A 15,020-nucleotide genomic window follows, 5' to 3' on the forward strand; every position below is an offset into this window, starting at 1 on the left:
CGGACGAACTCCCACTCAGCATCGGATAGTTCATGGCGACGTATCACCCGACCATGGTCCACCACCCGAGATCATTTGAAGACACCCCCTAGGGGTGCCATCGCCCCCTTAGGGCATGGCCCCCGCCACCCACCCACCCCCGCCACCCACCCCCGCCACCCATATCTGCACGCGCGGGCGGCAGGGCTTATGCGGGTGTTGGAGGTTCGCTGAGATCCGTGTTGGCGCGGGTCCAGGCGAGGTCGGTGGGTTTTCCACAGGGATCACCACGCCCGGCGACCCGCCCGTACGCTGAGAGTCACGAGACGGACAGAGAGGGGCAGGCCGTGACGTCAGATGCCACGCCGGACCCGTACGCCGAGTCGGTGGTCTTCGGGCAGCGTATGCAGATCCTGCGGACCCGGAGAGGAATGAGCCGCACTGTCCTGGCCGGACTCCTGGGGAAGTCGCCGAGTTGGGTCAAGCAGGTCGAGGGCGGGCGGCTGCAGATGCCCAAGCTGCCCATGGTCCTGCGTATCGCGGAGGCTCTCCGAGTGGGGGACCTGGCCGACCTGACCGGCGACCAGTCGATGGCGGTCGGCCTGTTCGCGGGGCCCGGGCATGCCCGGCTGCCGCAGGTGCGCGCTGCCCTCGACGCCTTTCCGCTGACCGTCCGACAGGAGGCGCCGGCACCTGCTCATCTTCGAGAACGCCTTACCCGGGCCTGGCGCGCCCGGCACTCCGCTCCGAACCACCGGGACGTCATCGGTGCACTTCTTCCGCCTCTCCTCCGCGACGCACAACTCGCCGTGCTGCAAGCCGACTCCGCGGCGGAGCGACGGGTGGCGCAAGGGTTGCTCTCGGAGGCGTACAGCCTCAGTCAGTTCTTCCTCGCCTACCAGCCGGACGCCTCTCTGCTCTGGCGAGTGGTGGAGCGTGGCATGATCGCCGCCCAGGAGTCGGAGGACCCGCACGTCATCGGCATGGCTGCCTGGCTGGCGACGCAGGCGCATCGTGACAGCGGGCATGGGCACTTCGAGGCAGCGGATGCGGTGAATCTGGAGGCCCTCCGCTATCTCGAGGCCTTCTTGCCCGAGGCGAGCGATGAGGTGCTCGCCATCGCCGGAGCACTGCAATTCGAAGCGGGATACACAGCGGCCCGCCGGGGCGAAACCGGAACGGCCTGGCGGTACTGGGACACCGCCCGGGCCATGGCGGAGCGGCTTCCCGTCGACTACTACCACCCCATGACCTCGTTCTCCCGGGCCGTCATGGGAGCCCATGCGGTCACCGTCGCGGTCGAGCTGCATGCGGGAGCGGAGAGCGTACGGCAGGCATCTGCGGCGGACGCGGCGACGATTCCGTCCCGTCCGCGCCGGGCGAGACACCGCATCGAGGAAGCTCGTGGCTATCAGCTCGACGGCCAGGCGGAGGCTGCGCTCGCGGCCCTCGGCAAGGCGTACGAGGCGGCACCGGAAACCGTCCGCTACAACGGCTATGCGCGGCGCATCGTGCTGGAGGAGACGGAGTCGAAGAGCCCGGCCCAGCGCCGTCGGGCCAGCGAATTGGCCGTGAAACTGGGGGTATTGGCGGCATGAACACAGGGGTACAAACTGTGCCCCTTCGCTCTCCTTCGGGGCCCTACGGTCGTTCCTCGCACGACTGATGAGGTCCCCCGCGGCTGCGTGCAGCGCGGCCCGGGGGGGTGGCCAACCTGAGGAAAGCAGGTCGATATGCCGGAATGTATCCCCCGTATCCCGCCGGTGATCACGAGGCTGTTGCCGTTAACGACACCCGAGGGGAAGGCGTGCATCCTCGTGAGTGACGGTGGGCCCCAGGGCGGCTTCTCGTTGCTCGCGGACCGCTTCGAAGCCGTGCAGCTGGAGATGGCACTGGGGCTGATCGAGCACGCCGCCGATCTGCTCGCGGACAGCGAGGCGACGGAGGGCGAGCTGCGGTTCCTGTGCTGCCGGCTGCGGGCCACATTGGTCGATGTGCACCGTGTGGCCGTTGGCCGGGGAGAGCGGTTGGCCGGTCGCGGCGAGACCCTGGGCGAGTGATCAAACCCCTTCCGGGGTTTGCCGCGCTCGTCCGGTGCGTTCTGTGTGCCCGAGCGGGCGCGGCTCAACGGCCTGCTGCCCTCACCCCCTTGTCTGCTGAGGCGCCAGGCACGACGATGTCCGCGCGAGATTGAGCTGACGGAGCGTCAGTTAAGCGGTGTGGGCGGGCGGAGGCGGCAATGGATGACGGAGGCGTGTGGCGGCCTGGAGGGGACGGGCGGCTGGCGTATGGGATGCAGTTGCCGGTGCAGGCGCAGAGCGGGGTTTTTGCGGAGGGGTGGGAGGCCGGGGCGGGGCCGCGGGATCTGGTGGAGATCGCGCGGGCCGCGGACCGGGGCGGGTTCGCGTATGTCGCCTGCTGTGAGCATCTGGCGATTCCGCGGCGGCTGGCGGAGGCGATGGGGACCGTCTGGTACGACCCGGTGGCCACGCTCGCGCATCTGGCCGCGGTGACGGAGCGGGTGCGGCTGCTGAGCCATGTGGCGGTGGTCGCCTTCCGGCATCCGCTGCTCACGGCGAAGCAGTACGCGACGCTCGACCGGTTGTCGGGTGGGCGGCTGATCCTGGGCGTGGGCGCCGGGCACGTGGCGGAGGAGTTCGAGGCGCTGGGGGTGGATTTCGCGCGGCGGGGTGCGGTGCTCGACGAGACGATCGATGCGCTGAAGGTGGCGCTCGGGCCGGAGGAGTTCCCCGCGTTCGTGGGGGAGCGGTTCGCGTTCGAGGGGCTGGGGCAGGCGCCGCGGCCCGTGCAGACGCCCCGGCCGCCGATCTGGGTGGGCGGTTCCTCGCCCGCCGCCGTGCGCCGGGCCGCGGTGCGCGGGGACGGCTGGCTGCCGCAGGGGGACCGGCGCGAGCGGCTGCCCCGGCAGATCGCGCGGCTGCGGGCGGCGCGGGAGGCGGCGGGGGTCACGGAACCGGTGGTGATCGGGGCGATCGCCGAGCCGGTGTACGTGGGCGAGCCGGGCTGGGACGTCGGGCGGGGCACCGTCCGGGGCAAGCCGGAGGCCGTCGCCGAGTCGTTGCGGGCGTACGCGGAGATGGGCGTGCGGCAGATCCAGGTGCGGTTCCGCAGCCGGAGCCGGGCCGAACTCGTGGAGCAGATGGCGGCGTTCGGGGCGGAGGTCGCCCCGCACCTCGGCGTATGACGTCCGGCTTCCTCGCCGATGTGGCTCCGCATCTTCGGCAGGAAGGGCCCGGGTGCCCGCATCTTCAGCTTCAGCAGTGACATGGCTCCGCACCTTCATCCAGTAGGGAGTACCGGCATGGGCAAGCTCGACGGGCGGGTCGTTCTCATCACCGGGGCGGCGCGTGGGCAGGGTGAGCAGGAGGCGCGGCTGTTCGCGGCGGAGGGGGCGGGGGTCGTGCTGGCCGACGTCCTCGACGAGCCGGGTGAGGCCGTCGCGAAGGAGATCGGCGACGCCGCGCGCTATGTCCATCTGGACGTGAGCCAGGAGGAGCAGTGGGTGGCGGCGGTGGCGGCCGCCAAGCGGGCGTACGGGAAGGTCGACGGGCTGGTCAACAACGCCGGGATCTTGCGGTTCAACGAGCTGACCGCCACCCCGCTGGCCGAGTTCCAGCAGATCGTGCGGGTCAACCAGGTCGGGGCGTTCCTGGGGATCAAGACGGCCGCGCCGGAGATAGCGGCGGCCGGCGGCGGCACGATCGTGAACACGGCGTCCTACACGGGCGTGACGGGGATGGCGTACGTCGGGGCGTACACCGCGACCAAGCACGCGATCGTGGGGCTGACCCGGGTCGCGGCCCTGGAGCTGGCGGCGAAGAAGATCCGGGTGAACGCCGTCTGCCCGGGCGCGATCGACACCGCCATGAGCAATCCGGCCCAGCTCGACCCGGCGGCCGACGCCGGCGAGGCCTCGGCGGCGCTGGACGAGCTGTACCGCAAGCTGGTGCCGCTGGGGCGGGTGGGGCGGCCGGAGGAGGTCGCGCGGCTGGCGCTGTTCCTGACGTCCGAGGAGGACTCGGCGTACATCACGGGCCAGCCGTTCGTGGTGGACGGGGGGTGGCTGGCCGGGGTGAACATCTTCTGACGACATGTCAGTTCTGCCACCCGGTGCTCTTGACGGTGCCGGGTGGCGGTGCCACAGTCGGCGCAATCGATAGCTGACGGTACGTCAGATAGTCGTCGGGGCGGGCACCTCGACCCAGCGCGTCGGGCCACGCCGGGCGGCGGATACAGGGACGGTGATCCACTGTGGAATTCGGCCTCTTCGTACAGGGATACGTGGGCAAGCGGGCCAGGACCGACCCGCTCGCGGAGCACAAGGCGCTGATGGAGGAGACCGAGTACGTCATCCAGGCGGACGCCTCCGGGTTCAAGTACGCCTGGGCGTCGGAGCACCACTTCCTGGAGGAGTACTCCCACCTCTCCGCCAGTGACGTCTTCCTCGGCTACCTCGCCCACGCCACCGAGCGGATCCACCTCGGGTCCGGGATCTTCAACCCGCTGGCGCAGGTCAACCACCCGGTGAAGGTCGCCGAGAAGGTCGCGATGCTGGACCACCTCTCCGAGGGGCGCTTCGAGTTCGGCAGCGGGCGGGGCGCCGGATCGCACGAGATCCTCGGCTTCCTGCCGGGCATCACGGACATGAACCACACCAAGGAGATCTGGGAAGAGACCATCGCCGAGTTCCCCAAGATGTGGCTCCAGGAGGAGTACCCCGGGTTCCAGGGCAAGCACTGGCAGCTGCCGCCCCGCAAGGTCTTCCCCAAGCCGTACGGGGCCTCGCACCCGGCGATGTGGTACGCGGCCGGGTCGCCGTCCTCGTACGCGATGGCGGCCCGCAAGGGGCTGGGCGTGCTCGGCTTCAGCGTCCAGAAGGTCGCCGACATGGAATGGGTGCTGGAGCAGTACAAGACGGCCGTCCGGGACGCCGAACCGGTCGGCGACTTCGTCAACGACAACGTGATGGTGACGTCGACGGCGATCTGTGCCGAGACGCACGAGAAGGCGGTGGAGATCGCCGTCAACGGCGGGCTCAACTACCTGCAGTCGCTGGTGTTCCGCTACCACGACACCTTCCCGCGGCCGGAGGGCATCCCGGAGTGGCCCGAGCTGCTGCCGGACTACACCGCCGAGATCATCGAGCTGCTGATCGCCGAGGAGCTGATGATCTGCGGCGACCCGGACGAGGTGCTCCGGCAGTGCAAGCGCTGGGAGCAGGCCGGCGCGGACCAGCTGAGCTTCGGCCTGCCGATCGGCATCGCGTACGAGGACACCATGAACACGATCAAGCTGATCGGGGAGCACGTCATCCCGAAGATCGACACGGACCCGGTGCACCGGACGACCCGGTTCCGCCAGGCGGCCGGCAACTGAGCCGCCGACGCGACCGTCCCGTGCCGGCGACCGAGCCGCCACGGGACCGGCACCGCGCCCGGCACACGAGCCGGCAGCGAGCCGGCCACTGAGGGGAGGCAATTGCCGCCATGCTCGACCACCTGATCAAGGGCGCGACCGTCGTGGACGGTACGGGCGCGCCCGCGTACCGCGCCGACGTCGGCATCCGGGGCGGCCGGATCGCCGTCCTCGCCCGGCCGGGCGGCGTGCGCGAGGAGTCGTCCTCCGTGGAGGACGCGACCGGTCTGGTCCTCGCCCCCGGCTTCGTCGATCCGCACACCCACTACGACGCCCAGCTGTTCTGGGACCCGTACGCGACGCCCTCGCTCAACCACGGTGTGACGACCGTGGCGGGCGGCAACTGTGGATTCACCCTCGCGCCCCTGCACCCCGACCGCCCCGAGGACGCCGACTACACCCGGCGGATGATGTCCAAGGTGGAGGGCATGTCCCTGGTGGCGCTGGAGGAGGGCGCACCGTGGACGTGGCACTCGTTCGGGGAGTACCTCGACGCCCTGGAGGGGCGGATCGCCGTCAACGCCGGCTTCATGGTGGGGCATTGCGCGCTGCGCCGGTATGTGATGGGTCCGGACGCGGTGGGCGGGCAGCCGACCGGCCGGCAACTGGCCGAGATGCTCGTCCTCTTCCACGAAGCCATGGACGCGGGCGCGTGGGGGTTCTCCACCACCCAGTCGTCCACCCACTCCGACGGTGACGGCCGCCCGGTCGCCTCCCGGCACGCCGGGCCCGACGAACTGCTCGCGCTGTCCCGCGCGGTCGCCGAGCACGAGGGCACCCAGATCGAGGCGATCGTGGCCGGCTGCCTCGACCGGTTCAGCGATGCCGAGATCGATCTGTTCGTGGAGATGAGCGCGGCGGCCGGACGCCCGCTGAACTGGAACGTGCTGACCATCGACGCGGCCGTGCCGGACCGGGTGCCCCGGCAGCTGACCGCGAGCGAACGGGCCCGCAAGGCCGGCGGCCGGATCGTGGCGCTGACCATGCCGATCCTCACGCCGATGAACATGTCGCTGGGCACCTTCTGCGCGCTGAACCTGATCCCCGGCTGGGGCGAGGTCCTTGGGCTGCCGGTCGACGAGCGGATCGCCCGGCTCCGCGACCCCGCGGTCCGCGCGGAGTTGCTGCGGCGCGCGGGCAGCGAGGAAGCCGGCGTCTTCCGCCGGCTCACCGACTTCGGCCGGTACGTCATCGGTGACACCTACTCCGCGGCGAACGAGGGCCTGACCGGCCGGGTCGTCCGGGACATCGCCGCCGAGCGCGGCCAGGAGCCGTTCGCCTGCCTGGTGGAGGTCTGCGCCAACGACCGGCTGCGGACGGTCCTGTGGCCGATGCCCACCGACAACGACCCGGACTCCTGGGCGCTGCGCGCCGAGACCTGGCAGCACGAGGACGTCCTGCTGGGCGGCTCGGACGCCGGGGCGCACCTGGACCGGATGTGCGGGGCGCCGTACACCACGCGGTTCCTCGGCGACTGCCTGCGCGGCCGGAAACTGATGGGCCTGGAGCAGGCGGTGAAGATGCTGACCGACGACCCGGCGCGGCTCTTCGGACTGCGTGAGCGCGGCCAGATCCAGGAGGGCTGGCACGCGGACCTGGTCCTCTTCGACCCGGAGCGGATCGACGCGGGCAAGGCCACGCTGGTGCACGACCTGCCGGGGGACAGCCCGCGGCTGGACTCCAAGGCGCTCGGGGTCACGGCGGTGTGGGTCAACGGCGTCGAGGCGATCCGCGCGGACCGGGTTACGGGCGCGACGCCCGGCACGGTGCTGCGGTCGGGGCGGGACACCAGGACGGTGAGCACGCGGTGAGGGGACCGGGCCGTGGGTGCGGGGACGTGGGCGGTGGGTTCCGGTGAGGGGGACCGTGGGTGTGAGGAAGAGGCCGGTGAGGTTCCGGTGAGGGCGGGCGACCAGCGGCTCTTCATCGGTGGCGAGTGGGTCGCGCCGGACGGCGGCCACTACGAGGTGATCGACCCGGCGACCGAGGAGACCGTGGGGCTCGCGCCCGAGGCGAGCCGTGACCAGGTCCTCGCGGCGGCCGCGGCGGCCCGGGAAGCCTTCACGTCATGGTCCCGGACCGGTCCGGAGGAGCGCGCGGCCGTCCTCTCCCGGGCCGCGGACCTCATGCACCGCAACGCCGGCCGGTACGCGGAGCTGGCCCAGGCGGAGAGCGGCGCCACGACCGCGACGGCGCGCGGGATGCAGGTCGCGGTGGCGGTGGCCCGGTTCCGGCGGTACGCCAAGGGTGCGCTGGAGCCGGTCGAGACGCCGCTGCCCCCGCAGATCAACGAGGCGGGCCCGATGGGCCGGGGCGGTGTGCTGGGCGCGCTGGCGGTCCGGCAGCCGGTCGGCGTGGTCACCTGCATCACCTCGTACAACAACCCGTGGGCCAACCCGGCCGGCAAGGTCGCCCCGGCCCTGGCCATGGGCAACACCGTCCTGGTGAAGCCCGCCCCGCAGGATCCGCTGTCGGTGTACCGGATGGCGGAGGCGCTGACGGAGGCCGGGATTCCGCCGGGTGTGGTGAACGTCGTCAGCGGGACCGCGGTCGCCGTGGGGGAGGCCGCCGTCGACGCGCCCGACGTCGACATGGTCAGCTTCACCGGCTCCACGGCCGTCGGGCAGCGCATCGCCGAGGTGTGCGGGCGCGGGATGAAGCGGCAGCTGATGGAGCTGGGCGGCAAGGGCGCCGCGATCGTCTTCGGCGACGCGGATCTGGACTCCGCCGTCGCCGGGATCGGGACGACCTACGCCTTCTACAGCGGGCAGATCTGCACGGCGCCGACGCGGGCGCTCGTGCACCGCTCCGTGTACGACGCGTTCGTCGCCAAGCTCACCGCGTACCTCGGGTTCCTGCAGGTCGGGGATCCGCGGGCGCGGGAGACCGTGGTCGGACCCGTCATCTCCGCCGCGCACCGGGACCGTGTCGAGTCGTACGTGGAGCTGGGGCGCAAGGAGGGCGCCACGGTCGTCGCGGGCGGGGAGCGGCCCGCGCATCTCGACAAGGGGTTCTACGTCGCGCCGACACTGCTCGCCGACTGCACCAACGACATGCGCGTGGTCCGGGAGGAGATCTTCGGGCCGGTGGTCGCGGTCGTCCCCTTCGAGGGGGACGAGGACGAGGCCGTCGCGCTCGCCAACGACAGCGACTACGGCCTGATCGATTACGTCTGGTCGGCCGATGTGGCCCGCGCCTTCCGCGTGGCCCGGCGGCTGCGGGCGGGGGGCGTGGGGATCAACACCGTCGGCCGCAACATGGAGGCGCCGTTCGGCGGCTTCAAGCGGAGCGGCGTGGGCCGCGACGTCGGGTCGTACGCGCTCCATGCGTACAGCGAGCTGCAGTCGATCGTCTGGCCGGGGTGAGGGGTGGGTTTTTGTTCGTCATGCAGCGCCGCAGCCCGGCCTTCTTCCGCGGCGAGATCCTGACCCGGGCCACACCGGCGCTGGTGGTGGAGGAGTAGGTCTTCCAAGAGGCGGGCCCAGGAGGCGAGCCTCGGGGAGAGCCTTGGGGTGGGGGAGGCTCAGGAGGCGTCCCCTGGCGACCCCTCGGCCGCTTCCCTCAGCCCCTGCGGTCCAGGAACACCGGGTTGGTCAGGGCCGCCATGGGGCCCGGAAGGCCGGGTGTGGTGGCGGGGTGCCGGACCTCGGCGCGTAGGTAGGCGGCGTGATCGGGCGTGGTCCGCCAGGTGACGGTGTCCGCGCCGGACGCCGGCAGGGCGGCCGAGTGCAGGCGGCCCTGGTCGGTGACGAAGGAGACCGTGCAGCCCGGGGCGCCGGAGACCTTGAGCCGCGCGGTGACCCCGGACGCTCCGGACAGCGCCAACCGCTCGCCGATACCGGCGTGTTCGCCGCGCTCACCGGTGACCGAGAACGACAGGTCGATCTTCGAGGACTCGGCGATCCACACCCGGCCCGCCCGTATGCCGTCCTGCAGGGCGCGGCGGGAGAGGTCGTCGGCGAGCACCACCGTCTGCGGCAGGCCGACGACGTCCGGGTCGCGGTGGGCGTCGCTGTGCCCGACGGCCGGCAACCAGTCCCCGCGGCCGCGGGCGTGCGCGACCAGGGTGTTGTCCCACTCGGCGAGGGTGACCTCGTCATCGGGGCCGTACGGGCCGTTCCAGACCTCCACGGCATCGGCTTCGCCGAACCCGAACTTCCAGTTGCAGCCGATGCAGGTGGCGTGCGGGTGCGCCGGGATGACCAGGCCGCCGGCCCGTCGGATGGCGCGCGCGTACCTGCCGAAGGCGTTGTCCCGGGCGCGGTAGCGCCAGTCGATGAAGACGCCCGGGTCGGTGCCCATCGCGACCACATGGCCGTTGCGGGTGGTGACCTCCTCGCCGGTCAGGATCAGCAGGTCGTCACCCCACAGCCCCTCCCAGGCGCGGTGCGCGGAGGTGGTGTTGTGCTCGGTGGTGGTGAGGAAGTCCAGCCCGGCGGCGCGGGCCAGCGCCGCGATCTCGGCGGGCGTGCGTCTGCCGTCGGAGTGGACGGAGTGGAGATGGTTGTCGCCGCGGTACCAGGCGCGGCCGCGGCCCCGGGCGCGCTCCGGTGGGTGGACGGACCGGGGCGTCTGCCCCTGGGGGCCGTACCGCAGGGTGATCGTGACGTCGTACGAGAGCCCCTGTGGTGCGACGGTGTACGGGCCGAGGGCGATGTGCCAGAGGCCTTCGTTGACGGGGCCGGGGAGGTAGCCGGGGGTGGCGTCGTCGGCGCGGAGGAAGAACTCCGAGCGGGCCCCGCCGGACCAGCCGCGGAAGCCGGCGCCGCCGAGGTCCGTGCCCCGCTCGTCGAAGATGCCGATGTCGCAGGCGTTGCCGACGGTGCCCTCGGGGACGGTGGGTCTGTCGTAGCGGTAGGAGACGGCGATCTCCCGTACCCCGTCGGGCACTTCCACCGGTACGTAGACGAAGTCCGGTGCGCCCATGGGCAGATGACCGGTCACCCGCCGGGTCTGCTCGCCCGCCCCACCGTGCGTCCCGCCGCTCATCCCGTCAACCGGCCCGCTTCCCGGCCCGCCTCCCGATCCGCCGCCCGGTGCTCCGGCCGCCGGCGTCGCGTCGGCGAAGCTCACCCGGCCGAGCGTGAGCGCACCCGCGGCGCCCGCGAGCGCCGAAAGCCGCAGAACCTCGCGTCGCTCCATCCCGCTCCACCCCCTTCCGTGTTGCGTCCCGTGAAAACTGTTGTACGCGGCCGTGACGCGCAGGGAAAGGCCTGTGGATAACCGTCGGACGGTGCGGCAACATGCCGTCATCCACCCGCCTGACGGAGGTCCCCACCATGCGGATCGCGACCACGATCTTCCTGACCGACGAGACGATCCGGCCGGTCCGGCTGGCCCGTGAGCTCGAACAGCGCGGCTTCGCCGGTCTCTACCTCCCCGAACACACCCACATCCCGGTCGGCCGCGAAACCCCCGCCCCCATGGGCGAGCCGCTGCCCCGCGAATACGGCCGCACGCTGAACCCGTTCGTCGCCCTCGCCCAGGCCGCCGCGGTCACCGAACGGCTCGCCCTCGGCACCGGCGTCACCCTCGTCGCCCAGCACGACCCGGTGGACCTCGCCAAGCAGATCGCGACCCTGGACTTCCTCTCCGGCAGCCGCTTCACCCTCGGCATCGGCTACGGCTGGAACGTCGAGGAAGCCGCCGACCACGGGGTGGAGTGGTCCACCCGGCGCGCGCTGACCCGCGACCGGATGGCCCTGATGCGCGCCCTGTGGGCCGACGAACCCACCGCGTACGAGGGCCCGTTCGGGTCCGTACGGGCTTCCCTGGCTCACCCCAAACCGGCCCACGGCGCACCGCGTACCCTCCTCGGCGGCGCGGCCGGCCCCAAGCTCTTCGGGGAGATCGCGGCCGGTGCGGACGGCTGGCTGCCGATCGGCGGGCGGGGGCTGACGGAGGCCCTGCCCGTCCTGCGGCGGGCCTGGTCGGAGGCCGGACGCGCCGGCGATCCCGTGGTGGTCCCGTACGCGGTCCGGCCGGCCCCGGGGAAGCTGGCCCACTACCGCGACCTGGGCATCGAGGAGGTGGTGCTGCAACTGCCACCGGCGGAGGAGAGCGAGGTCCTGCGCACGCTGGACGACTTCGCACAGTACTTGTGATGCCACGGGGAATGACGGACGGGCATCCGTACGGCGCCGCCCTGCCCTAGGTCCATCGGCCTACGGGCCGCCCGAACGGCTGGGACCGCAGACCGATCCGCGGCCGGCCCCGCGGACGTAGCGTCGAAGGTGAACGGACTTCCGGAGTCGAGACCCACGAATCCGGACCACAAAGCGGGATCCACGGATCTGGATCCACAAAGCGGGGTCCCGGACCGGGACCCCCGAAGAGCCTCGGCAGATCAAGGAGATCTCATGCCCAGCCTCGACCACACCATCGTGCACAGCACCGACCGCTTCGCCTCGGCCCGTTTCCTCGCCGGTCTTCTCGACGCGCCGGAACCCAAGGCGTTCGGCCCCTTCGCCGCCCTCAAGCTCGACAACGGAGTGACGCTCGACTACGCCGAGCACGCGGCCGGCGGCAAGGAGTTCGTGCCCACGCACTACGCGTTCCTGGTGACGGAGGACGAGTTCGACAAGATCCTGGGGCGGATAACGGACCGCGACCTGCCGTACTGGGCCGACCCGCAGCACAGCCGGCCGCAGGAGATCAACACCAGGGACGGCGGCCGCGGCGTGTACATCGACGACCCCGACGGCCACAACATGGAGTTCCTGACCCGTACGTACTCCGACGAGCTGCTGGCCAACCTGTAGGAGCCGGGTCCGGCGGGGCCGCCCCCGGGCCGGTGATCAGCGGCACACCGGGGCGTCGTTCGCCCGCCGCGGCGCTGTCGGTCGGCGCTCGTATGCTCGGAGGATGACTTCCAGCGCGCAGGGACCTGACCAGGTATCCGACGAGGTATCCGACCAGGCGTCCGGGCCGGCGGCCGACCGCGGCACGGGCGCCCGGCCCGCCCCGGACGGCCGCCCGACGGCGAACGCGATGCGCCGTGCGCTCAAGCGGGCCCGCGACGGCGTGGCGCTGGACGTCGACGAGGCCGCGGTGCTGCTGCAGGCCCGCGGCGCCGACCTGACGGACCTGTGCGCCTCCGCGGCCCGGGTGCGCGACGCCGGCCTGGCGGCCGCCGGCCGTCCCGGCGTCATCACGTACTCCAAGGGCGTCTTCATCCCCCTGACGCGGCTGTGCCGGGACACGTGCCACTACTGCACCTTCGTCACCGTCCCCGGCAAGCTGCGCCGGGCGGGCCACGGGATGTTCATGTCGCCCGACGAGGTGCTGGACATCGCCCGCCGCGGTGCCGAACTCGGCTGCAAGGAGGCCCTGTTCACCCTCGGCGACAAGCCCGAGGACCGCTGGCCCGAGGCCCGCGAGTGGCTGGAGGCGCACGGCTACGACGACACGCTCTCCTACGTCCGCGCCATGGCCATCCGCGTCCTGGAGGAGACCGGGCTGCTGCCGCACCTCAACCCCGGCGTGCTGTCCTGGACGGACTTCCAGCGGCTCAAGCCCGTCGCCCCGTCCCTCGGGATGATGCTGGAGACCACCGCCGAGCGCCTGTGGAGCGAGCCCGGCGGTCCGCACCACGGCTCACCGGACAAGGAACCGGCCGTCCGGCTGCGCGTCCTGGAGGACGCCGGCCGCTCCAACGTCCCCTTCACGACGGGCCTGCTGATCGGCATCGGCGAGACCTACGAGGAGCGCGCCGAGTCCCTGTTCGCGCTGCGCCGCATCCAGCGTGCCTACCACGGCATCCAGGAACTGATCATGCAGAACTTCCGCGCCAAGCCGGACACGGCGATGCGCGGCATGCCGGACGCCGAACTGGAGGAGCTGGCCGCGACGATCGCGGTGGCCCGGCACATCATGGGCCCCTCGACCCGCATCCAGGCACCGCCCAACCTGGTCGACGGCGAATACGCGCTGCTGATCGGCGCCGGCATCGACGACTGGGGCGGGGTCTCCCCGCTGACCCTGGACCACGTCAACCCCGAGCGGCCCTGGCCGCAGATCGAGGAGCTGACCGAGCACTGCGCCGCCGCCGGCTTCCGCCTGCGCGAACGCCTCCCCATCTACCCCGAGTTCATCCGGCGCGGCGAACCCTGGCTCGACCCCCGCCTGCTGCCGCACGTCCGCGCCCTCGCCGACCCGGAGACCGGCCTGGCCGTCGAGGACGCACCCGTCGTCGGCCGGCCCTGGCAGGAGCCCGACGAGGGCTTCACGATGGCCTCCTCGGGCCGTACGGACCTGCACCACACCATCGACACCGAGGGCCGCAGCGCCGACCGCCGGGACGACTTCGACGAGGTCTACGGCGACTGGGAGGCGCTGCGCGAGGCCGCCGCGCCCGGTATGGCGCCCGAGCGGATCGACGCCGACGTACGGCAGGCGCTCTCCCGGGCCGCCGACGACCCCACCCGGCTCACCGACCCCGAGGCGCTGGCCCTGCTGCACGCCGACGGGCCGGCCCTCGACGCCCTCTGCACCATCGCCGACGACCTGCGCCGCGCCACGGTCGGCGACGACGTCACCTACATCGTCACCAGGAACATCAACTTCACCAACGTCTGCTACACCGGCTGCCGTTTCTGCGCCTTCGCCCAGCGCCGCACCGACGCCGACGCCTACACCCTCTCCCTCTCCCAGGTCGCCGACCGCGCCCAGCAGGCCTGGGACGTGGGCGCCGTCGAGGTGTGCATGCAGGGCGGCATTCACCCCGACCTGCCCGGCACGGCGTACTTCGACATCGCCCGCGCCGTCAAGGAACGCGTCCCCGGTATGCACGTCCACGCCTTCTCGCCCATGGAGGTGGCCAACGGCGCGACCCGCACCGGACTGTCGATCCGCGAATGGCTCGGTGAGGCCAAGGCGGCCGGCCTGGACACCCTCCCCGGCACCGCCGCCGAGATCCTCGACGACGAGGTCCGCTGGATCCTCACCAAGGGCAAACTGCCCACCGCCACCTGGGTCGAGGTCATCAAGACCGCCCATGAGCTGGGCATCCGCACGTCCTCGACGATGATGTACGGCCATGTCGACCAGCCGCGCCACTGGCTCGGCCACCTCCGGCTGCTGGCCGGGATCCAGCAGGAGACCGGCGGCTTCACGGAGTTCGTCACGCTCCCCTTCATCCACACCAACGCGCCCGTCTACCTCGCCGGGATCGCCCGCCCCGGCCCGACGACCCGCGACAACCGCGCCGTGACGGCCATGGCCCGGATCCTGCTGCACCCGCACATCACCAACATCCAGACCAGCTGGGTCAAACTGGGCACGGAAGGGGCCGCCGAAATGCTCCGCTCCGGCGCCAACGACCTAGGCGGCACCTTGATGGAGGAGACCATCTCCCGTATGGCGGGCTCCAGTTACGGGTCCTACCGCTCCATCCAGGACCTGATCGCCATCGCCGACCTGGCCGGCCGCCCCGCCCGCCCCCGCACCACCACCTACGGCCCGGTCCCCGAGGAGCGCCGGGCGGCCGCCCTCGCCTCGGACGGCCACCTGCCGGAGCTGCTGCCGGTGGTGGACTGAGCCGCCGGCCGTAGTGGCCGTGCAGGGGTCACGGCTGCCCTCGGGGGCACCGCCGCAGCGGCCGTGCC

General features: G+C 72.0%; 11 protein-coding genes. 10 read left to right on the forward strand and 1 reads right to left on the reverse strand.

Annotation, left to right across the window (positions count from 1 at the left end; genetic code table 11):
- Positions 1-326: 326 nt before the first annotated feature.
- The 7 genes from AB0E02_RS16615 to AB0E02_RS16645 all read left to right on the forward strand — a co-directional run bounded on the left by AB0E02_RS16615 (position 327) and on the right by AB0E02_RS16645 (position 8,780).
- The gene (locus AB0E02_RS16615) at positions 327-1,577 is read left to right on the forward strand and encodes a helix-turn-helix transcriptional regulator (protein WP_362139729.1); all 1,251 of its coding nucleotides are present in this window, start codon (positions 327-329) and stop codon (positions 1,575-1,577) included.
- 219 nt (positions 1,578-1,796) lie between these two features.
- Entirely contained in the window at positions 1,797-2,039 is a 243-nt protein-coding gene (locus tag AB0E02_RS16620; protein ID WP_362139731.1) for a hypothetical protein, read from the forward strand.
- Positions 2,040-2,218: 179 nt separating this feature from the next.
- On the forward strand, positions 2,219-3,184 hold the full coding sequence (locus AB0E02_RS16625; protein ID WP_362139733.1) for a TIGR03619 family F420-dependent LLM class oxidoreductase: 966 nt from the start codon (positions 2,219-2,221) through the stop codon (positions 3,182-3,184).
- 117 nt (positions 3,185-3,301) lie between these two features.
- Positions 3,302-4,087: a glucose 1-dehydrogenase gene (locus tag AB0E02_RS16630; RefSeq protein ID WP_362139735.1), complete on the forward strand. Its 786-nt coding sequence runs from the start codon at positions 3,302-3,304 to the stop codon at positions 4,085-4,087.
- Positions 4,088-4,251: 164 nt separating this feature from the next.
- Complete coding sequence (locus AB0E02_RS16635; protein WP_362139737.1) at positions 4,252-5,376, forward strand: LLM class flavin-dependent oxidoreductase; 1,125 nt, start codon at positions 4,252-4,254, stop codon at positions 5,374-5,376.
- Between the two features lie 110 nt (positions 5,377-5,486).
- Positions 5,487-7,226, forward strand: a complete 1,740-nt coding sequence (locus AB0E02_RS16640) for a D-aminoacylase (RefSeq protein ID WP_362139739.1) — start codon at positions 5,487-5,489, stop codon at positions 7,224-7,226.
- Between the two features lie 87 nt (positions 7,227-7,313).
- The gene (locus AB0E02_RS16645; RefSeq protein ID WP_362139742.1) at positions 7,314-8,780 is read left to right on the forward strand and encodes an aldehyde dehydrogenase family protein; all 1,467 of its coding nucleotides are present in this window, start codon (positions 7,314-7,316) and stop codon (positions 8,778-8,780) included.
- Positions 8,781-8,976: 196 nt separating this feature from the next.
- On the opposite strand, the gene AB0E02_RS16650 is transcribed toward AB0E02_RS16645, so the two are convergent.
- The gene (locus AB0E02_RS16650; RefSeq protein ID WP_362139743.1) at positions 8,977-10,557 is read right to left on the reverse strand and encodes a CehA/McbA family metallohydrolase; all 1,581 of its coding nucleotides are present in this window, start codon (positions 10,555-10,557) and stop codon (positions 8,977-8,979) included.
- A 137-nt stretch (positions 10,558-10,694) separates the two neighbouring features.
- On the opposite strand from AB0E02_RS16650, the gene AB0E02_RS16655 reads away from it, so the two are divergent.
- The 3 genes from AB0E02_RS16655 (at position 10,695) to AB0E02_RS16665 (ending at position 14,952) form a co-directional block, all read left to right on the forward strand.
- A complete protein-coding gene (locus tag AB0E02_RS16655) occupies positions 10,695-11,519 on the forward strand; it encodes a TIGR03619 family F420-dependent LLM class oxidoreductase (RefSeq protein WP_362140048.1) in 825 nt (274 codons plus the stop codon).
- 255 nt (positions 11,520-11,774) lie between these two features.
- Entirely contained in the window at positions 11,775-12,176 is a 402-nt protein-coding gene (locus AB0E02_RS16660) for a VOC family protein (RefSeq protein WP_362139745.1), read from the forward strand.
- A 103-nt stretch (positions 12,177-12,279) separates the two neighbouring features.
- On the forward strand, positions 12,280-14,952 hold the full coding sequence (locus AB0E02_RS16665; protein ID WP_362139748.1) for a bifunctional FO biosynthesis protein CofGH: 2,673 nt from the start codon (positions 12,280-12,282) through the stop codon (positions 14,950-14,952).
- Positions 14,953-15,020: the final 68 nt, after the last annotated feature.

The sequence above is a fragment of the Streptomyces sp. NPDC048196 genome, assembly GCF_040652715.1.
Classification (GTDB): Bacteria; Actinomycetota; Actinomycetes; order Streptomycetales; family Streptomycetaceae; genus Streptomyces; species Streptomyces siderophoricus.

Excerpts from the sequence above, each read along its gene's own strand:
- AB0E02_RS16650 (WP_362139743.1), bottom strand. The coding sequence starts at position 10,557 with ATGGAGCGACGCGAGGTTCTGCGGCTTTCGGCGCTCGCGGGCGCCGCG.
- AB0E02_RS16625 (WP_362139733.1), top strand. The coding sequence starts at position 2,219 with ATGGATGACGGAGGCGTGTGGCGGCCTGGAGGGGACGGGCGGCTGGCG.
- AB0E02_RS16665 (WP_362139748.1), top strand. The coding sequence starts at position 12,280 with ATGACTTCCAGCGCGCAGGGACCTGACCAGGTATCCGACGAGGTATCC.
- AB0E02_RS16655 (WP_362140048.1), top strand. The coding sequence starts at position 10,695 with ATGCGGATCGCGACCACGATCTTCCTGACCGACGAGACGATCCGGCCG.
- AB0E02_RS16630 (WP_362139735.1), top strand. The coding sequence starts at position 3,302 with ATGGGCAAGCTCGACGGGCGGGTCGTTCTCATCACCGGGGCGGCGCGT.
- AB0E02_RS16660 (WP_362139745.1), top strand. The coding sequence starts at position 11,775 with ATGCCCAGCCTCGACCACACCATCGTGCACAGCACCGACCGCTTCGCC.
- AB0E02_RS16640 (WP_362139739.1), top strand. The coding sequence starts at position 5,487 with ATGCTCGACCACCTGATCAAGGGCGCGACCGTCGTGGACGGTACGGGC.